Source organism: Haloarcula montana, from assembly GCF_035666295.1.
In the GTDB taxonomy this organism is placed as follows: Archaea; Halobacteriota; Halobacteria; order Halobacteriales; family Haloarculaceae; genus Haloarcula; species Haloarcula montana.
The window spans coordinates 209,752-229,588 of the sequence record NZ_CP142029.1 but is presented as its reverse complement, the minus strand read 5'-3'; the positions used below and the strand labels follow the sequence as shown (position 1 = coordinate 229,588).

The window sequence follows — 19,837 nt, the reverse complement described above, 5'->3', positions numbered from 1 at the left end:
CTCAGAGCAGTCCTCGTGCAGTCAGCCAGTAGGATTCGTTGTACGCCAGCTTCGACCAGTGGAGTTTCTCCGAGGGCGGAGCTGGCGACGGCGGATTCTCGTAGTCGAACTCGACGAACGACGCCGCGTCCATCCCAGTCTCGATGAAGCACAGCGTCTTCCCGTCGTAGGTCGCCGTCGCCGGGCGGTCGCGGATCTCGCTGGCGAGGCGCTGGCCGACGACGCCGGCCTGGTAGTGGGCGACGCTGCCCGCGTTCGGGACGCCGGTGTCGGCGGTGTCACCGAGCGCGTAGACGTTCTCGGCAGCCTCAGCTTCGAGCGTGTGTTTGTCGACGTCGACCCAGCCGTCGTCGCCGATCCCCGCCTCTTCGATCAGGTCGATCCCGCCGTGGGGTGGAATCGTCACGAGGAGGTCGTAGTCGAGTTCGGTCCCTTCCATCGACGTGATGGTCTCCGCGTCGGGGTCGACCGACTCGGCGTTGAAGAACGTCTCAACGTCGATGTCCCGTTCCTCCATGATGGGGCGGGCCCACTCGGCGATGTGGGGGTTGCCGTGGACGCGTTGGATCGGATACGTGTACGTGATATCGACGTCCTCGCGGAGGCCGCGCTCGCGGAGCCAGTCGTCGGCCATGAAGACGAATTCGAGTGGTGCCGCCGGACACATGTGGGGCGTCCCGATGACGCTCAACACGAGGTCACCTTCGGTAAACTCCAACAGTTCGTCGCGCAAGTCGGTCGCGCCCGACTCGCTGTAGTAGTTGTGACCGTCCTCCGTGAGGCCCGGAATCTGGTCGGGCTCCAACGTCGACCCGGTTGCCAACACGAGGTAGTCGTAGCCAACCGGCGGGCTGCTACCTTGGAACTGGAGCTGCTGAGCCTCGGTGTCGATGTCGGACACCCGATCGATCCTCAGTTCGATAGCGTCGTCGACGAGACCGGCGAGCGACCGGCGACCGTCATCCGGTTCGCGCTGGCCAAACGGCACGTACAGCCAGACCGGCTTGTAGACGTGATCGGGGTCGTCATTGATGAGCGTGACGCGGACGTCGCCGGCCTCGAGTTCCGGTTCGAGTCGGTCGGCGAGATCATTCGCGAGGACCGTCCCACCGGTCCCACCGCCGACGATGACGACGTGCTCAGTCATGCTTTCTCCACGTAGAACGCGTTGTAGTCGTCGAACTCCTCGACATCTAACAGCTCGTTGCCGGCTTCCTCCGCCCACTCTGGGACGTCAGTGAGTGACTGGTCGTTGTCGCTCAGAAGTCGGATCACGTCGCCGGATTCGGCACTCCGAATCTTTCCGATGAGATCCATCAGTGGACCAGGGCAGGCTGCGCCTCTGGCATCGACGGTGTCGTCAGGTTCAATGTCAGTCATAAATCTCTCACAGGCGGTAGTTGGACGTGGACTGTATTAGTATTGTATGTCCATTCCAAGATTCTGAAAAACTGTATGCGGAACAGTCAGCGAGCGGTAGCCGGAGGCTCACAGGGAAGTGGATGAGCTTACTGCTCGAACAGGAGCCCGTAGTGGTACGGGGGTAGATCGACCTGCCGATCGAATACGAACGCCGACGCCGGGCACACTGTATCTGCGGTTTCTTCGGGCGGCATTCGAAGTTCAGTCGGGGCCCACGGGGCTCACCCGCGACGGTTGTCGTTTCGCGCGGCCGCTCGTGCCAGTTGATGATTACCAGTGAGCCATCAGGTTCGATCGCGTCAAACGCATTCTGGACGAATCCTGCCTGGTCGTCGATGCCGTGGAACGTGTTTGCTACGATTATTGTGTCGACACGTTCGGGAAGTACTGCGGGCAGGTTCCGCGCGTCGCCGTGAATAGGGACGACGTTCTCGATGTTTTGCTGGTCTGCAAGGTGGTCCAGTTCGGCGAGTAGTTCCTCATCGAGGTCCAACGCGTACACCGATTCGGGCTCGACGATGCGGGCGGCCGACAGCGCAAAGTACCCACTTCCGCATCCCACTTCAGCAACCGATTCGGCAGCTCCGATGCCGAGTTTCCGGAGGGTCGCACCGGGCGTCCGCCAGAGCTTGCTCCACCAGTCCCAGTCGGGTTGGCCGGTGTTCTGGAACCGCTCCATCGATTTCAGGGGCGGGACGTATCAACACCCAGCAGGCGGTAGAGGGGACACAGCCGAATGAGGCCAGTCCCGATGAGGATGAGGGCCACAGCAGAGAGGGCTACGCCAACCGCCATCCCGAATTGCAGGAGGTTGCCGAGTGTGGCCAGACCGATGAGCCCCACTGCGAGGCCGACAACAATTCGAATTCGCCTGCCTGTCACGCTAATATTGTTCTCCATACCCACAAGTACACAATACAGCTACCTAAGTCTTTCTCGACGGACAGGCTACTACTAGAAACGATCTGACGGCAAATCAATCGTGTCGGAGCTTCGTTACTGCTCAATCTGGGACCGCCGCACAGCTGGAAGTCGTGTATAGACGACTGCATTACCGACGAGCACGTCAACTGGGACGTACTCGTCGGGTGCGTGGACGGTATCGGTTCCGAGCGCGAATTCGACGGTCGGGATGCCCGCGTTCCGGAATTTCTTCGCGTCACCGCCGCCCGTAGCACTCCGGCGGTAGACACGCGTATCCGTGACAGCCGCTGCCGCCGACGCGACGGCTTCGACGAGCGGGCTGTCGGGCGCCTCGGCGGTGCCGACACTCCAGGATACATCCGCAATCGTGATCCCCTCGCAGTCGGCAACGCACTCCCGAATCCCCGCGAGCACGTCGGGAGTGTGGACTCCAGCTGCCAGTCGCACGTCGACCTCAGCGCGGGCAGACTGCGGGACGCTATTGATGGCGTCGCCACCTTCGAGGATGCCGAGATTGATCGAGGGGTACCAGAACAGCTCGCGAGCGACATCCTCACCCATCGACGGGCCGTAATACTCGACCGATTCCTCGATGATCGGAACTACGTCGGCGGCGATCTCGAGTCGCTGAGAGCCGAACCGTTTTCGCATAGTCTCAACCGCGTCGTATAGCCGGTCGATCGCATTCACGCCGAGTGGTGGGCGTGAGCCGTGGGCCCCCTCACCACTCGCTTCTAGCGTCAACCAGATGCTCCCCCGATCGGCGACCGTCACTGAGTGCCGGCCTGCCTCACAGGTCGGTTCACCGATTACGCACGCGTCTGCGTCGAGTTGGCCGTCGTCCAGCAGCGCTGGGAGCCCAGCGTCACCACCTACTTCCTCGTCGCTGACGAAGGCAAATAGGAGATCAACGGGCGGATCGGCGTCGGTGGCTGCAAAGGCCTGAATCGCGAACAGCATCGACGCCACGGCCCCTTTCATGTCGGTCGCGCCACGGCCGTAGACGCGGTCATCGACCTGTTCGCCGAGGGGTTCGTGTGTCCACGCATCAGCATCGAACGGAACCGTGTCGAGATGGCCGTTGTACAACAGCGTCTGGTCCGCCTGCCCGGGAACCCGTATGAGGAGGTTCGGTTTCGCCGGATCGGCCACGACACGCTCGACGTCGACTGAAAGTGGCTCGAGGAACCGCTCGATCTTGGTAACGATCTCGCGGGTGTCGCCCGGCGGATTTGCCGTGTCGATTGCAAGCAGGTCGAGGGTAAGCGAGATCAGATCCTCACGGTGTGCCCGGATGTACTCAGAGGGACTCACGTCGCTCATATCTCAAAATTGGTGCGGTAGCGCCAAATGTATTTCGCGGATTCCACAATATTGTTGAACTCTTTCCGGTGGTTCGGAGCGGCATCCCTCGGAGAGAAAGAGAGGTTCTGTGGCTGATCCAGTCACGGAAGTCCGCAGGGTCGGTGCCGTCCATAGATCGGCAACAAGAAACCTCAAATAAGTCGTCCCGGTGCCGTTCATCTGCGTCAGCGATCCCATCAAAAACCTAGGACTCACGCGTGCGCTTCGATCACTGAGCGAAGCTGCGCTTCGTCCTGCATTCCGACGAGTCGTTCCGCTGGCTGGCCGTCAGCGAAGAGGACAAGCGTCGGAACACCTTGGACACCGTACTTGGCGGCAAGTTGCTGGTTTGAGTCGATATCGATTTTCACGACTGTCGCCCTGGTCTCGGCCGCGATCGTTTCGACGACAGGTTCGAGCATCTGGCACGGGCCACACCAATCGGCGTAGAAGTCGGCCAGCACCAGGTCGTACTCAGCGACAGTGTCGGAGAGTTCAGCGTCGCCGTTGATATGAATAGGTTCAGACGGACTCTTCGAGGCGGACTCCTCAGCACCGTCCGTTTCAGTTCGATTTCGAAGCTCCGCCAATTTCTGTCGTCGGATTTCCTCGATATCTTCAGCCATTAGATATCCGTTTTGGGCCGCGTCGACTTATTTGTTTTGTGTATATCGCACAATACTGGCCCAGTGGCGACCTGAACTACCCGGATTCACGAACAGGGCTCTAGCGGTTGCTTCTCTCGGTTGTCCGCGTTTCGGCGATATCGATCTTCGAATTCCTGAATAAGCTGTCCGATGTCCGCATACCAGTCGTTGAGCAATCGCTGCATGTCGCGAGCCACGTCCTCAGATGCTCGCGGACGATACACGTAGCAGTACCCACCGTTATCGTAGTTCACCTGCTCTTGGACAACAATACCGGCATCGCGAAGCCGTGAAAACGAGCGGTATGCCGTAGTTCGTTCACATTCCAGTCTGTTGGCTACGTCATCAACGGTGAGTCCCCCTTTTTCCCGTTGGAGCAGCTGAAAGACCATCTGATCCCGCTCGTTGAGCCCGTGAATGCGATCCAGGAGATCCAGACAATCCGGATCGCGTTCGAGGTCTTCACGCACTGAATGGGTCATCATATCGGAGAATAGTGTGACCGAGAGGATTAAAGTTGTTCCCGAATATCACAATACCACTACGGACAAGATGATACAGAAGTGTTTCATTCCCGGATTTCGTTAGCTTTCGAGAGAATATCCGAAGAGACTTTGTTCTGTAGCCCCAAGACAATACACGAATGACCCTCCCAATTGACCCGAGCCAGATTGACCCTGCTGACATCGGCGAAGAACAGGCGACCCTCGAGATGAGCCACGAAGACGCCATCGAACACGTCCGCGACGTGTTCACGGACGCCGGCTTCGGCGTCCCCGTTGAGTTCTCGCCCTCGGAGATGCTCAACGAGAAGGTTGACGCGGGCCGGGACCCCTACTACGTGCTTGGCGCGTGCAATCCCGAGGTCGCCGACCGCGCGCTCAACGCGACGGACAACAAGCTTGGTGCGCTCATGGCCTGCAACGTCGTTATCTGGGAAGAAGAACCCGGCAAACAGGTCGTCTATCACGTCTCCATTATGCGCATCGCCCGCCTCGTTGGGATGGCCCCCGACAACGAGGAGATGGCGGATATCGTCGCCGACACCGGCGAACTCGTCGACGAGGCATTCGCGAACCTCTAATGGGGTATCATACGTTCGATGCCGATCGCGCCGACAAACTTGAGGATGCACAGCAACGGTACCGCTTTCTCTCAGCGGAAGAGTTGCTCTGGGCACTATCACCGGATGGCGACGAGACCGTAGCGGACTTCGGCAGCGGGACCGGGTTCTACACCGACGATGTCGCGCCGGCTGTCGACCACGTGTACGCCGTCGACATCCAGGACGCGATGCACGATTACTACCGGGAAAAAGGCGTCCCCGAGAACGTCGAACTCGTGACGAGTGGCGTCGATGATCTCCCGCTCGATACGAATAGCCTCGACGCAGCATTCTCGACGATGACGTACCACGAGTTCGCTGGGGAAGAGGCGCTGGCCGAGATCACTCGCGTGCTAACGGACGCCGGTCGATTGATTATCGTCGATTGGGCGGCAACAGGAAGTGGAGACCACGGGCCTCCACTTGATGAGCGATTCAGTGGTGCGGAAACAGCGAACGACCTCCGCGAAGCTGGATTTCACATCGAGCATACTGCCATCCGGCAGGAGACGTTCCTCCTTATCGGTGAGCTCAGATAGGAGACTACGCCCGTTTTCGAAGGACTCCTCGGACGAACGGCCGGATCGGTGTTACGCCGAGATGTAGACGTTCAACCTCCACGATATCGAATGTTGAATCAGCTGCGAATCGCGACGCAGTTTGGCGCGTCAGATGACAGCCCCCGGCTAGCCGTTTCCAGAGTGGTGCGAGCAACCCCTGCACACGCCCACGCCAGCCATCATCGGCGACGTGTTCGAAGAATCGGAACTCACCGCCCGGCTTGAGTACCCGTGACACCTCACTCAACGCCCTCTCAACGTCGGGGATCGTACAGAATACCATCGATGCAATGACGACGTCAAACGTGTCATCACGATATGGAAGCGACTCGGCTGGTGAGTCGTCGATGGTGATATCTAAGGAGTGAGTTCGTGCTTGTTCCTCGGCCTGTCGCCGCATATGTGGATCAGGTTCGATGGCGTGAAACGTCGTCACGTCGCTCTCGACAGCCGCAAAATATGGAAACATCGCGCCGGTACCAGCCCCAAGATCAAGGACAGCGCCCTCAAGATTGGCAACGAGATATTCACGGTGGGGGCGCAAAAGAGTCCGCTCTATAAGCGCCGTCGCAGGATCATAGACCGCTGCAAAGAACGGATGCGACGGTTCCTGGCTACTCGCGTCTGTAGTCATGATCGTATGAACGTGGCACAAGTAGAAAACACCCGCCTCTTGGAGGCCCAGTGATTGCTCTCATTTGTGTCGAGATAACGATTAAATCTGGTTTATCAGTAATTGGGGGAACATTGCAAGCGTCACGAAGTGTGAGAACTGGTCCGCAGAATTGGACCAATCGACTGTCGGTAGTTCCCATCGTTCCTGATTGCTGACTCGATTTCTGGAAGGAACTGAACGAGATCAGAGCGACCGATTCAATGAGTCGAACAAAGACGGCGGTCTCACGCCAGTGAGAGCGCCGTCAGCCCAGACAAGAGGCGAAGCTGTCGCTCATGTACAGGTCTGCCGCTGGACGCGGGCAGCTTCAGCCCGCGTCCAGCTCGCTGTAGGTCGCCGGGATTCCGACACCGTTGGTTGGTGCTTCCCACTTCCGGCTCAAGGTGTCGTCAAGAGCGTGATCAACCCACTCCCGGAACACCTCGAAGCGGAACCAGACGGGTAGTGCTCGCCCGCCGCGTCGCGGCGTGGCGAGCACGCCCCATCGGACAATCGCCCAGAGGTTCCGTAGCAGGAAGCTCACGAGGATGAACAACAACCGAACGGCTGGATTAGTTGTACTCGTTCGCGCACGCGCTTCACGCATCGTCCGAAACGCTGTCTCGATGGCTGATCGTTTCTGGTAGAGAGCTTCAACTTCCTTCGGCGTGCGATCGGTCAGATCGCACGCCACGTAGGCCCGCACGAGCAACCCGTGTTTGCCTCGGTTGCCTTGTTGGTAGGAGACACAGACCGCGAGCGGGAAGCGCAGTTCCCGCTCGCTTCCCTTGTACATCACGTACTCCGTCCAGTAGGAGACCGTCGTGTCCAGTTTCTCGGCCATCTGCTTCCCACGGCGGACGATCGGAAGAGCGACTGGTGCCACGGCATCCAGTCGCTCGATTGATGCACCGTTGTAGAAGCCGCGGTCGGCGAGAAGTCCAGCCACGGTGAACGGTAGGGCCGCGACGTGGTCGAGCAGTCGCTCGACCGCGTCGCTTGTTGGTTCGTCTCCACGGACGGGCGTGACGGCGATGACGAGTGGTTTAGCTCGACAGAGGACGAATCCAGCGAGGTAGCGATGGCACTTGCTGGTGCCATCGCGGGGTTTCGTGTGGCAGAGTTCGCCACCGTCAGTGTGAGGACAACCGTGGTAATGGATATCGACGAAGTCGAGGCAGATGATCCTCGGACCGGGGCCGAGGATCATCGCCGCCTGTTGAGCGAAGATGTCGTTGACGGCGGCTTCAAGGTCATCTGCTGGAACGGTGTGCAGTTGTTTGAGGGTGTAATCGTCGGAGTAGCTTCCACGAGTGGTATCTGTGACGGCTTTGATGGACTTCTGATCGACAGCAGCTTGCAGCAGCGTTTGACGGATGATCCCGGAGTCGAAGCCGCAGCCTTCGACTCCAGGGATCGGAATCGCTGCGAGTAGATTAAGCGCTAAGGTTTCAAGGTCAGAGGCCGTAAGAACAGTGTCTGGGTGGTAGAGAAATTCCACAACACCCATCCAGACGCTTTCTGCGAACGTAACCTCGTCAGTTGTAACTATCCGCTGACTCGATGGGAACTACCGACTGTGGAAGCAACTGGTCCGATTTGGCACATGAGGGATTAACTCGTTTCAAAGAGATTCCCTGTCTGCTTACTACGCAAAACACGGGACAGTCGATCTACGACTAAGAACCTGGAAAATTGTCAGTGGTCCTCTGAATATACCCTCTAGATTCAGCAATAGAACTATGATAGGCCCGATATAGATAGACGGCTTAATCGTACCTGTGTTCACTGTATTGACCAGTCCAACAGTGACTATTGTGTTCGCTGTGGGACTGGAAGCACGTCGCTTGTCTGATTGGCTTGTTGGATGGTGATTATGACTGGTCAGGAACGATTGTTGACCGATGCGTACATCGTCGGGGTGGAACTCAGAGCAGCACTCGAAAGCGGGCAATCATTTTGTACCGCCCTTCGAATGCTGGATGATCCGTCCGATTTACTCAATGACGGCTATCCCGAATGGCATCCGGCCCCCTATCCCTTCGAGGCGATGGTCCGCTTGTTTATTTATCGAGAACTCACAGGAGAGAGCTACCGCGGACTAACCAAGTATCCTGAACTTGCCAGCGTGTTTGGCCTTGAAAAAATCCCCGACGAATCGGTGCTCTCCCGGACCTGGCGCAACCGCTTCGACGGCCCCACCAGAAGGTTCGTCACCACAGCTGCACACTACGTCGTCAAAGAGATCCACGACCGCGACATCCACGTGCCTGAAGCCCGACCGAAAGCCGAGATCGTAACCAGACCAATGCCATAGTGCGTTCCCGGACGATCCAGACGGGGCCGGCTCAAACGAGGAATTCAGTACTTCACAAAGCCGGTTAGTTGAGAGGTCTGCTTGCTGAAGGTGTGTCTAAAACCCGGCAAGCAGACGGTGAAATCCACGAGGACCAGCTCCTTAACTTCCTCGTCAACACGTTCGACGAGGAAGTTGATCTCGGTCTTGGGGCTAATGCTGAAATCGACGCTGAGGACGTCTACGAGGTCCTCGTCGGCGCTTGCGCCGACGGGACCTCGATATCTGAACTCTGCGAGACCAGTGAAGATTCTCCCCACCAAAACACGATTCTGTACCACCTCCGCGAGAAGTTCGACCTACCGTCGGTTGAACAAGTCGGGAACGCACTCCTGCAAAAGGACGTTCTAGAGGTTCTTCCTGAGCAGGTGGAGGTCATCGCAGACCTCCACCTGCGGCCCTACTACGGTGATGAGGACGAAACAGATGGTCTCTATCACTCAGAAGCGAAGCGTGGAACCACCGCGTTCCACGCCTATGCGACACTCTACGCGCGTGTGAAGAATAAGCGATACACGCTGGCGGTGCGCCGTCTCGTTGACGGCGACACCGCCAGCAGTGTCCTTGCCGAGTTTCTTGGTCTCCTTGACGGCCTTGACCTCAGCGTCAAGGCCGTCTATCTTGACCGAGAATTCTACGATAGCAAGTGTCTCACGCTGCTTCAAGCCCACAACTACGCCTACGTGATGCCGATCGTCCGGTGGGGAAAGACAATCAAGCAGGAACTCTCGGAAGGATGGAGTCGTGTCATCCAACACGACCTGACAGGGAAACTCGACGGTCACAGCTGGACCGTCGAGTTTCCCGTCTACATCGACTGTACCTACCAAAACGGACGATATGACGAACACGGAGTGGCGCGTCACGGCTACGCCGCTGACGCGCCGTTCATTCAAACACCACGAGATGCTCGATACCACTACGCGAAACGCTTCGGTATTGAGGCCAGCTACCGACTCTCCGAACAAAGTATCGTGACGACCACGACGCAGAATCCGGTTGTACGGCTACTGTACGTCGTGGTTAGTCTACTCTTGCAGAATGTGTGGCGGTATCTCCATTGGGAGTATGTGGCGACGCCCCGCCGTGGCGGGCGTCGCCTCTGGAAATGGTCGTTTGAGGAGTTCATCAATATGCTGTGTCGGGCAGCGTGGACGGCCCTCGCGGTGCGTCGGGCCGTCCCCGCCAATCGGCCACCTGACGACCGGTTCCATCGGTAATCACTGACCGAGGACACTGACTCGTGAGTGGCAACGCTGCCGCGTCGGCGGCTGATCGCCGCCGACAGCGGCAGCTCGGCCTTCGATTAGCGTGCTTTGACCACTATCGACGACTCATCCCAACAGAACAGGTGACTCAAGTCAGGTCAAGTGACGATGATTTGTGAGGTACTGGAATTCACTGCCGAACAGATCCAGCGGACGACCCGGCTCGCTCGGGACCACGGCTTCGACGGATTCGACTCCGGTCGTGCCACGAATGCCACCTACGACGACATCCAATTCTTCGAGTTACAATCGTTCATGGGGATGGTCGGCTGTGGCACGCCACAAGGCGCGAACCGCTTCCAGTACCGACACGGCCCGAACAGGAGTCCTCACGGCGATACGCACCTCAGAGCAGTCAAACAGTTCGACCCTGAGATGTTGACAGAAGGGTTCGACGCGGCGACCGACCGGCTGCTCTCGGTCATTGAGTCTGAAGCATCGTTCCGTCGACCCGTGACGGCTGCGATCGACATCACGACCATCCCGTACTACGGCGACGTCGAGGGCATGTCGATGGTCAGCGGCACGAAAGACCAGGAGAGGCGGGCGTTCAAATTCGCGACGCTGTCGATCATCGGGCAGAACATCCCATTGGTCCTGGGTGTGGAGCCGATTAAGGAGAGCTCTGAGTGGGATCAGAATCCATCGAACAAGATTCATCGTGTCGTCCGCCGCCTGGTGAAGCGGGCACAGGACCACGTCCCCATTGAGACGGTACTGTGCGACCGCGAATTCGACTCACAGCGCGTTTTTCAATCGTTGTCGAACCTCGGCGTGAACTACCTGATCCCAAAACGAATCAACAGCACCGAGCGGGAAGTAATGGAGCAGATGGAAGAGGACGAACAGGAGGTTGCCGTGGAGTCAGCGTCCGTCCACGTCGAAGCTGGGAACCACCAGATTCGGTTCCTGTACGTACCGTCGACAAAAGGCGATGGCACAGCTGTCTTCGCGACCAATCTTCGAGTTGGACCAGGTGAGGCAGAGACGGTCTGTCGACGATACAGTCGGCGCTGGCAGATCGAAAACGAGTACAAATCGATCAAGAACGACTTCCTCGCGAAAACCTCCTCGAAGGACTACCGGGTGCGGCTGTTCTACTTCGTATTCGCCGTGTTGCTGTACAATATCTGGCGCCTCACCGATTTCCTGCTGAAAGCGGATGTTGATGGCCCGATGGACTACGCACCAGTGCTGACTGCGGGTGAATGCGTTGAGATCGTGGTCTCAGCGCAGATTCCACCCGACTAACCGACTGAATCCCGCCTGGACTGCCCTCCCGGAGTGGCAACACTGTCCAGCACTCCCAGAATTCTGTTACTATCCCACACTCTTTCGATAGCCGCCTCCAAAAGCGTTCAATCCATTGGTAAAACGTCGAGTAGAATTACATACTGGCGGGTGATTTAGCGAAAACTAGGCTATCCTCCGAAACTCTGGGACTACCAATCTCTCACAAATTCCTATAGCACTATACAGTTTATAATTCTGCGTATTGCGGTATAGGCGGTGTAGAAGGCTTTAGACTGGCAATCTGTGCTGTGGCCCATACACTACACATTACCGCGATAATGTGCTGTGGGTTGGAGTGGGTCGCCGCCCTTGGGTCAGCCCACCCGATGTCAGAGAACAACCCAGGTCTCCCCGACGGGAGGACGCCCTCGTTGAGTTCACAGCGGGAAAGGTAGAACTACGCTGTGAACTTCAAGCGAATCGTCAGGGAGTGGATCGATTATTCGACCAAGATGTGCACCTCGATTTAGCGGTAGCAAGCGTCTCGTGGATGTTCTGTCGTTGCCGATAATCTTCTGTGCGTCTTCGATCAACTGCTCCAGCTGCGGTAGCGGTGAGTAACCGAGATGTTCATTCCAAGGATCGGTTTCTTCCTGAATGAAATCGGCAAGGAATCTGTCTGCCGTCCTAATTCAGCGATCAGAGTGTAGCGTCGAGGAACTTGTGTTCTCCGCGACTACCCGACCCTCGTGGACGACATGTCGAGGAGGATCACCGACACGAAGTGCCTCAGTTGGGGACGTAACCGACGGCGTGTACACGTTGAATGTTGCGGGGAGTCCTTCGCGGATACCGTGTTCAGCACCGATGATATCGGCAGCGCTGTCGGTCACCGTACTCCAGGCTACCGACCGCTCTGCTGGTGTCTGAAGATGTGCGGCGTGAGCAGTTATGAGCGCTGTTTCGATCATACTTGCGCGTCCGTATGGGTAGAACCCGTCCTGGATACAGTCCTGGCCCGCTGCGACGGTCAGTCCTGCTTCAAGAAGATCATGAACACGGGTGATTCCCCGCCGTTTCGGGTGCTGGTCGTGACGGCCCTGCAACAGGAGGTTGGTTGGAGGGTTAGTAACCATCTGGATATCAGCTTCCTTGAGTAATTCAACCACACGATTCGCATGCGATTCGTCGTACGCGGCGAGCGCGCATGTATGACCAGCCGTCACACTATCATCGAACCCCTCCTCGATGACCCGCGCGGCGAGATATTCGAGCGATCTTGCCGCCGGATCGTCGGTTTCGTCGACATGCATATCAATCGGCACCCCGTTGCGCTGAGCCAGTTCGAGACAGTAGTCGACGTGTGTTTGCATGTCGCTCTCGGTGCGTTCGTTGTCCGGCATCCCACCGACTGCGTCTGCACCTTCGGTGAGTGCCTCCTTTAGTAGGTCGTCGGTTCCCGGGTCCCGAACAATCCCTTCTTGGGGGAACGCGACCACTTGAACATCTGCTACATCAGCCCATGCTTCACGCGCCTCAAGCACACCGCGAAGCGGCGTCAAACCGCCGATAGTATCGACATCGACGTGCGTTCGGATACGGGTACAGCCGTTCCTGACGTGCATCTCAATAGCCCGTTCTGCCCGATCGCGGACGTCTGCGACGGTGTAGTTTGCCTTTTCTGTATGGATGTTATCAATTGCCTCTTCAAGAGTGCCTGACTCGTTTGCAGGCAGCGAGTCCGCTATAAGCGCCTTGTCCAGGTGAACGTGACAATCGACGAATCCACCAGCGACGAGACCACCGCCCGCGTCGATGGTCCGCTTCCCGTCGGCGAGATTCGTGCCAATCCGTGATATCTGTCCATCAACGACTCCGACGCTCACCGGTTCCTGAGTGGTCAGTATCTGAGCATTTTCGACGAGTAAATCGTACTGCATACAACAGCCAAAAAGGCGGGCTATTTAAAATAGAGGGTCAGTTCACTCAACGACTCTATCGCCTGCAGAAGTAAACCACTCCCGTAGGTACTATCAGTACGTCCCGGACGCGAAGAGGTCCTCGACGGCGAGTTGCTCCGATGTGAACCCCTGTTCATGGGCGAACTGGGTCATCCGGTCGAGCGTTTCCTCGTTCTCTTCGACACCATAAGTCCAGAAATCGCCTCCCATCCGCGCCCTAACCGCTTCGAGGTGGTGGTAGATCCAGGGAATCGAGACCCGTCGCTGCCCGGTCTCACGCAACTCCTCGAAGACGTAATCTTTTGCTCGCTGGAAGAGGTCAGTTAATTCCGTCGCGATCCACGGGTCCGCGGCGAGGACATCGTCCCGGACGACGATGGTGTGCATGATCGGGAAGTGACCCGTCCGCTCGTAATAGTCGGCCTCAACCGCCCGGTAGTCAGGGAAGAGCCGTCGAACCCCGCCAGTGTCGTAGGCCTCGGGTATCTTCGGAGAGACGAGCGCGTCAAGTCGCCCGTCGGCCAGCAACCCGGACAGTGTCATCCCGTCCGGTTTCTGTTCGACCGTGACCCCCTCGGGGTAGTCGAACGCGAGCGGGTCGTCGTCGGCCGTCCCCTGGGGGCTGGCCTGGTGCCAGGTCACGTCCCCGGGATGGAGGTCGTACTCATGCTGGAGGATACCACGCGCCCACAGCGCCGCAGTCATCGTGTAACTCGGAACCCCCACGTCGGCACCGACGAGGTCGGCCGGCTCGGAGATATCGCTGTCGCCATCGACGAAGATGAACCCGTGGCGGAACACTCGCGACGGGAACACTGGGATCGCGGTGAACGCGGGTTCCCCCCGGTCACAGGCCATCAGATACGACGACATCGACATCTCGGAACAGTCGAACTCCTGGTTGCGGATCATACGGTTGAAGACAGCGACGATGTCGTCCATCGCCAGGAAGTTCAACTCTATCTCGTTCGGTTCAACGACTCCATCGTAGACCGGCCAGGTCAGCAGGTTCAGATCACAGGCAAACGAGAGGGACTCGGTCGTCATCGACAGGAGTGCCGTTTCGACCCGGATAACAAAACCCTTCGGGTCAGCCACGCCTGGATTCGGAACTGCGTCCGTGAAAAGATTTTTTTGGCGGCTCTGTGTCCTCTGGGCATGAGACAGCGCATCGGTATTTTCGGATGTGGAACAATCGGGCGAGAGGTAATGACCGCGGTGGCGTCCGGAGCGGTCCCGGATTCGAAGATCGGCGGCGTCTACGACCGAAACCCGGAGCGAGTCGACCGAGCGCTGGCGGCGACTGACGGGCTTGATGCCGGCCTCCGGTGTGGTGACCCGCTGGCGCTGTCGGCGGAGTGTGACGTTGTCCTTGAGTGTGCGGGCCACAGCGCCGTCGCCGAGTTCGCCGTTCAACTGCTCGAGACCGGGACGGACCTGCTGGTGTTAAGTGTCGGGGCGCTCGCCGACACCGACCTCCACGACGAGATCATCGAGACCGCTCGTGCCAACGACGCCCGATTTGAAGTCCCTTCGGGCGCGTTGGCCGGCGTCGATGCCATCAAGGGGGCAGCGGTCAACGGCGAACTCGACGAGGTCGTGTTTACGACCGTCAAACCACCCGAGGGACTCGCCGGCGCGCCACACGTCGAACAGTCGGAGATCGATCTCGACACGGTCACGGAAAAACGGCTGGTGTTCGAGGGCTCCGCCCGGGAGGCCGCACCAGCGTTTCCGGCGAACATCAACGTCGCGATGGCGCTGAGCCTGGCGGGACTCGGCGCGGCTGAGACGGTCGTGAAAATATACGCCGATCCGGACGAACGGGACAACGTCCACGTCATCGAGGCCGATGGTGGGGCCGGGTCGATGGAGATGACTTTCCACACTGTCCCACACCCCGACAACCCGAAGACGAGTTACATCGCCGCGCTATCCGCTATCGCGTCGCTCAAGCGGCGGACGGAGCCGCTGGTCGTCGGGACCTGAGAAGCGTCGCCACACCGGTCGGGCGTCTCTGGGGCCCGACACGAACGGGGCTCACTCCACAATCGCGGGACGTTTCGCCGGCGGCGCGTTCCGGCTCCCGTCGACGAGCAGCTCCCCGTCGACGAACACCTTGTCGACGGCAGCGTACTCCCCGTGGTCGAGCGCACCCATTGCGTCGTCGGCCTGACTACCCATCGGCGCGTCGAGTAGACAGAGGTCTGCCGGCAGCCCCTCCGCGACGACACCCGTTCCGAGGTCGTGGTGATCGGCGACCTGCCCGGTGGCGAGGGCGACGATCTTTTCGGCCGGCACGTCCGTCATGCCGGCCAGTATGGACATCTCCAGCAGCATGCCACACGAAATCACGCCGGTTCCGGTCGGCGTGTCGGTTCCGATCTGCATCCGCGAGAGTTCATCGCGCTCGGACATTCGCTCGAGGACATCGACCGCGACCGACTGGTTCCCACCGACGATCAACTCGAGTACCATGTCGGTCCCCTCGATGAGCCGGTCTATCCCTTCGTCGGGAAGCGGGGTGGGGCCACCGTTGAAGTGGGCCGCGATATCGGGCCTGATATGTTCGAACATCGCGGCGGTGATGTTGTCGGTACCCGGGAGACTGCTCCCCCCGCAGTGCATCATCGAAGTGATGTCGCGCTCGCGGCCCCACTGGACTAGGTCGCGGGCGCGGTCGACGTCATTGAGTGCGAAGAGAATCTTCATCCGTTCGATGCCAGCCTGGCTCGCGTCCTCGATGTCGGCCTCAGTCATGTCGTCGTCCAGTAGGAGCGTCCCCGCGTTGACCTTCACACCTCCGGGACGGTGTGCGTCGTAGGACCGGCCGGTGAGAACAGCGAGGGCTTTCAGTCCTTCCGGGTCGGTCGGCCGACCGGGAACGTGACACTCGCCGGCCGATACCATCGACGTGACGCCCCCGTGGAGGTAACTCTCACACCAGCCAAGGGCGTTCTGTCGGGGCGTGAACCCACCCAGCAGCGGGTGCGTGTGGCCGTCGACGAACCCCGGTGTCAGCGCCAGCCCGTTCGCATCGATCACTGTGTCGGCGGTCGTCGTGGTCGACCCGACCTCCGCGAGGAGGCCGTCCTCGACGTAGACGGACTCAACGTTCCTGACGGGGTTGTCGAGATTCCCGGTAACGATACACCCAAGGTTCCGAATGAGCATTCCTGACATCTGATCTCTCCACTATGCCGCCCCGTGATGTCCGGTCAGTGACGGAACAGCCCTTCGACGGCGAATACGAGTCGGGGACGAACGATAATAATACCGGCTCTTCCAACCCAGTGACACCACGTGAAAATCACGGCATCCCGTCGGTAATGTTAGAGTATGCACACTGGAACAGTTTTCCTGCGTCGTGCCAATCGTCACGTGAGGCAAGACGAACTCAGCAGCGACTGACGCTGCGAGAGTGAATATGAACTCGCCGACGAGATATGTTCATCGACAGCGTGTACCAGCAGAAAACAGTACGATGCACGGGGTTGCGCCGGTGGGATGCCGCTTATCGATACACTACAGGATAATAATACTATTGCGGCAAGCGCTCCCGCAAGATTTTCGGCGCAAACCGTCCGTTGGGAATCAAGCCTGCACGAACTCCAGGGGATATTCCGTCAGCAGTTCAGCGCCCGAATCGGTGATATGGACCGTCGACCCGAACTGGAGACCGTACCGGTCGTCGGGCGTCACGGCGTTGGGTTGGATGACCACGACCATCTCCTCCTCGAAAGTGAACTCGCCATCCGGGACCAAGTGCGGGTCTTCGCGGTTCGGCCAGTAGTTCGAGTCGACGGTTCCGATCCACGGCGGGTGGAGCGAGGTGCCGTAGCCGTGGAGGATAGCATCCGGAGCGGTGTAGCCAGCCTCGGTGATCGGTGCGGTAGCGTCAACGATGTCCCGGGCCGTCGCGCCCGGCTCGAGCGCATCCAAGAGCCGGTCGTGGGTCTCGCTTACGATGTCGAAAACCTCCCAGTACTGATCTGTCGGAGGCTCCTCTACCGCGATCGGCCGGTGGAGCTGCCCTTCGTAGCCCCAGTAGGAGGCGCTGATCTCCGACGTGATGACGTCGCCGGCCTCGATGCGGCGCTCCGCCGGTTCGTCTTTCCACGGGTAACACTCGCCGGGGCCAGGGTCGTGCATCGACGCTGTCGAGACGAAGGAGATGCCGGGAGAGCCACCTTCCGGAAGGTACCCCGACTGCGCGACGTGCCGGAGCTCGTACTCGTGCATCCCGGGTTCGACGCCCTCGGCAAGGGCTCGCATCGCGTCGTCGGTGTGCTTGGCGGCGCGGCACAGTCGCTCCAGTTCCTCCTCGCTCTTCGTCAGCTGGATCTCCCCATAGACCCCCGTGGCGTCGACGAGTTCGGCGTCGAGTTCCCTATCGAGCGTCTCGTAGTGAGCATGGGGGATGGTTACCCCGAAACGGGGGCTAATACCGACGATACCGATAGTCCCCTCCGCGGCCGCAGTGCCTCCCACGCGGTCCACAATCGTCTCCATTGCAGGGAACTCGCCCCAGCGGACATCGTCGACGATCGACACCTCGTCAGCGTACTGGACGTGGTTCGTTAGTCCTACAAACAGCGTCGAGTCCTCGGTTGGGTCGGCAAAGACGACGAGATAGTTGTGGAACTGACCGAGGTAGTTCGCGAGGTAGTTGATGTTACTACAGCCTGATTTCGAGTTGCCGTATATGACGAGAGCATCGATACCTGCCTCGTCAAGCATCTCGCGGACGGCCTCGTATCGCCGTTCATACTCCGAGACCGAAAACCGCGGGTATTGGCTGGTGCGATCATTGTCGACCATAGCAACCCCGACATTTTCTCCGAACTTAAAGATTGTTCCCAGGCGGTGTCAGTTAGACGGGAAGGTATCCCGAAACGAGACTTCGATAAACAATATGTAATTAACATATTCAGTTTGATATTTGCGAACGTTTATATCTCTATTCTGTCTCCTTGGAATATGCTTGTCCGCCGACCGACAGTCGCTGTACCGGAAGCGACCGAATCGAGCGTCCCCCTGAGGAGGGATCGATGAGCGATCGACGATCCCCTGACGAGAACTGGGAGAACGACTACTCCAGGCGTCGGGAACAGTGGGTCCACGAGAAGTTCCTCTACGGCGGCGACCTAGACGACTTCTTCCCTGAGACGAGTCCGTCATGGATAGAGTGTGGGTACAAGATATCCGATCTAAAACGAGCCTTCGACGGGGCCAAGACGATGCGCATGGCGCTGGATAACCTCGTGAAACTCGGTGATCACCTCGCCGATGTCGCTGACAACAAGGAGGACCAGGGGATGCTCAATTCCGCTCACGAGTACTACCACCGCGCGTCACTGTGTTATTTCCGCGCCTCGTGGGGGCTACTCAACGCGGACGATCCCGACAAACAGGACTGGCATGGCAAGGGACTTGACGTGTTCGAGAAGGTCGTCGAACTCAACCCGACCTACGAGATGGAGCGCGTCGAGATCGAGTTGCCGTTCCACGAGGAGACGCTGCCAGCCGTGTTCCATCGATGCGGAGACGAACCCGCGCCGACCGTCCTCCACGTCCCCGGGATGGACATGGTCAAAGAAGAGAACACGAATCCGCGAAACAACCGGCTCGTCGCACGTGGGATGAACGTCCTAACGATTGACGGCCCCGGCCAGGGCGAAGCTCGGCTTCGCGGGATCTGCGCCGACACGCTTGAACGGTACCAGAAGGCCGGGTCTGCGGCGATCGACTGGCTCGTCGACCGCCCGGAGGTCGACGAGGACCGGATCGGCGTCTGGGGCATCAGTATGGGTTCCTACTGGGCGCCCCGCATCGTCTACGAGGACGATCGGGTCGCGGCACTCGCGTGCTACATGGGCAGTTGGTACTCGAAGGACATGATCTTTGAGCAAGCCCAGCCGTTCTTCAAGAAACGGTTCATGTACATGGCCGGGTTCGAAGACGAAGCGGCGTTCGACGAACACGTACGGGACATGACGCTCCACGGACTGGAGGACGGGATCAATGCTCCGACGTTCATCGCCCACGGAGAGTACGACGAACTCCAGTCACGCGAACAGGCCAGGCGATTCTACGAGAAACTGCCCGGACCCAAGCGGCTCCAACTGTACGAGAACGAGTTCCATGGCATCGGTCGCGCGACAGTGGACGTTCGATGTGACATTGCCGACTGGTTCGAACAGATCTGGCAGGAAGGCATAGACGACGACTACGCCGAAGCGGTGCTGATTCCCGACTATCCGACGACATCAGAGATCCCCTCGGCCGGATTTGACTTCCTGGATACCGAGAATTACACAGACAGTGGGTAATAGCACATAAATTCGATCGTCCAGCCAGGT

Annotated in this window: 18 protein-coding genes and 2 pseudogenes; 7 read left to right on the top strand and 13 right to left on the bottom strand. The window is 58.9% G+C overall.

Translation table 11 applies throughout. The annotated features are described in order from the left end of the window. Position 1: 1 nt before the first annotated feature. The 7 genes and pseudogenes from VJ109_RS18600 to sta1 all read right to left on the bottom strand — a co-directional run bounded on the left by VJ109_RS18600 (position 2) and on the right by sta1 (position 4,819). Positions 2-1,147: an NAD(P)/FAD-dependent oxidoreductase gene (locus VJ109_RS18600; RefSeq protein ID WP_324760879.1), complete on the bottom strand. Its 1,146-nt coding sequence runs from the start codon at positions 1,145-1,147 to the stop codon at positions 2-4. Then, complete coding sequence (locus VJ109_RS18595) at positions 1,144-1,380, bottom strand: sulfurtransferase TusA family protein (RefSeq protein WP_324760878.1); 237 nt, start codon at positions 1,378-1,380, stop codon at positions 1,144-1,146. The genes VJ109_RS18600 and VJ109_RS18595 overlap by 4 nt, the downstream gene beginning before the upstream one ends. 128 nt (positions 1,381-1,508) lie before the next feature. After that, a pseudogene (locus VJ109_RS18590) lies at positions 1,509-2,101 on the bottom strand (class I SAM-dependent methyltransferase). Positions 2,102-2,106: 5 nt separating this feature from the next. Then, a complete protein-coding gene (locus VJ109_RS18585) occupies positions 2,107-2,322 on the bottom strand; it encodes a YgaP family membrane protein (protein ID WP_324760877.1) in 216 nt (71 codons plus the stop codon). 96 nt (positions 2,323-2,418) lie between these two features. Then, the gene (locus VJ109_RS18580; RefSeq protein WP_324760876.1) at positions 2,419-3,669 is read right to left on the bottom strand and encodes a M20 family metallopeptidase; all 1,251 of its coding nucleotides are present in this window, start codon (positions 3,667-3,669) and stop codon (positions 2,419-2,421) included. A 233-nt stretch (positions 3,670-3,902) separates the two neighbouring features. Continuing rightward, positions 3,903-4,316, bottom strand: a complete 414-nt coding sequence (trxA, locus tag VJ109_RS18575; RefSeq protein ID WP_324760875.1) for a thioredoxin — start codon at positions 4,314-4,316, stop codon at positions 3,903-3,905. 86 nt (positions 4,317-4,402) lie between these two features. Beyond that, on the bottom strand, positions 4,403-4,819 hold the full coding sequence (gene sta1, locus VJ109_RS18570; RefSeq protein WP_324761247.1) for a Sta1 family transcriptional regulator: 417 nt from the start codon (positions 4,817-4,819) through the stop codon (positions 4,403-4,405). A gap of 161 nt (positions 4,820-4,980) precedes the next feature. Between sta1 and VJ109_RS18565 the strand changes: the two genes are divergently transcribed. Both VJ109_RS18565 and VJ109_RS18560 read left to right on the top strand, forming a co-directional pair. Beyond that, positions 4,981-5,421, top strand: a complete 441-nt coding sequence (locus VJ109_RS18565) for a DUF302 domain-containing protein (protein WP_324760874.1) — start codon at positions 4,981-4,983, stop codon at positions 5,419-5,421. Then, on the top strand, positions 5,421-5,981 hold the full coding sequence (locus VJ109_RS18560; protein ID WP_324760873.1) for a class I SAM-dependent methyltransferase: 561 nt from the start codon (positions 5,421-5,423) through the stop codon (positions 5,979-5,981). Before VJ109_RS18565 ends, VJ109_RS18560 begins: the two co-directional genes overlap by 1 nt. 4 nt (positions 5,982-5,985) lie before the next feature. Here the strand turns inward: VJ109_RS18560 and VJ109_RS18555 are convergent, their stop codons facing one another. Beyond that, positions 5,986-6,636 carry a class I SAM-dependent methyltransferase gene (locus VJ109_RS18555; protein ID WP_324760872.1) on the bottom strand — a complete coding sequence of 217 codons (651 nt, stop codon included), beginning with the start codon at positions 6,634-6,636 and terminating at the stop codon, positions 5,986-5,988. A gap of 349 nt (positions 6,637-6,985) precedes the next feature. Further along, positions 6,986-8,167, bottom strand: a complete 1,182-nt coding sequence (locus VJ109_RS18550) for an ISH3 family transposase (protein WP_324760871.1) — start codon at positions 8,165-8,167, stop codon at positions 6,986-6,988. A 366-nt stretch (positions 8,168-8,533) separates the two neighbouring features. Here VJ109_RS18550 and VJ109_RS18545 point away from each other — a divergent pair, with 366 nt between their 5' ends. The 3 genes and pseudogenes from VJ109_RS18545 to VJ109_RS18535 all read left to right on the top strand — a co-directional run. Continuing rightward, the gene (locus VJ109_RS18545; protein ID WP_324760870.1) at positions 8,534-8,974 is read left to right on the top strand and encodes a hypothetical protein; all 441 of its coding nucleotides are present in this window, start codon (positions 8,534-8,536) and stop codon (positions 8,972-8,974) included. Positions 8,975-9,066: 92 nt separating this feature from the next. Further along, entirely contained in the window at positions 9,067-10,233 is a 1,167-nt protein-coding gene (locus VJ109_RS18540; RefSeq protein WP_324760869.1) for an ISH3 family transposase, read from the top strand. Between the two features lie 192 nt (positions 10,234-10,425). Beyond that, positions 10,426-11,532, top strand: a pseudogene (locus tag VJ109_RS18535) (transposase); the annotation flags it as partial. Positions 11,533-12,206: 674 nt separating this feature from the next. Here the strand turns inward: VJ109_RS18535 and VJ109_RS18530 are convergent. After that, positions 12,207-13,454, bottom strand: coding sequence for an amidohydrolase family protein (locus tag VJ109_RS18530; RefSeq protein WP_324760868.1), 1,248 nt, complete (start codon positions 13,452-13,454; stop codon positions 12,207-12,209). Positions 13,455-13,547: 93 nt separating this feature from the next. Continuing rightward, positions 13,548-14,522 carry a substrate-binding domain-containing protein gene (locus tag VJ109_RS18525; protein WP_324760867.1) on the bottom strand — a complete coding sequence of 325 codons (975 nt, stop codon included), beginning with the start codon at positions 14,520-14,522 and terminating at the stop codon, positions 13,548-13,550. Between the two features lie 111 nt (positions 14,523-14,633). On the opposite strand from VJ109_RS18525, the gene VJ109_RS18520 reads away from it, so the two are divergent. Then, positions 14,634-15,464 carry an aspartate dehydrogenase gene (locus tag VJ109_RS18520; RefSeq protein WP_324760866.1) on the top strand — a complete coding sequence of 277 codons (831 nt, stop codon included), beginning with the start codon at positions 14,634-14,636 and terminating at the stop codon, positions 15,462-15,464. Between the two features lie 51 nt (positions 15,465-15,515). Here the strand turns inward: VJ109_RS18520 and VJ109_RS18515 are convergent, their stop codons facing one another. After that, positions 15,516-16,658, bottom strand: a complete 1,143-nt coding sequence (locus VJ109_RS18515) for an amidohydrolase family protein (RefSeq protein WP_324760865.1) — start codon at positions 16,656-16,658, stop codon at positions 15,516-15,518. A gap of 411 nt (positions 16,659-17,069) precedes the next feature. Next, positions 17,070-18,296, bottom strand: coding sequence for a M24 family metallopeptidase (locus VJ109_RS18510; RefSeq protein ID WP_324760864.1), 1,227 nt, complete (start codon positions 18,294-18,296; stop codon positions 17,070-17,072). A 230-nt stretch (positions 18,297-18,526) separates the two neighbouring features. On the opposite strand from VJ109_RS18510, the gene VJ109_RS18505 reads away from it, so the two are divergent. After that, on the top strand, positions 18,527-19,807 hold the full coding sequence (locus VJ109_RS18505) for an alpha/beta hydrolase family protein (protein WP_324760863.1): 1,281 nt from the start codon (positions 18,527-18,529) through the stop codon (positions 19,805-19,807). The last annotated feature ends 30 nt before the right edge of the window (positions 19,808-19,837 follow it).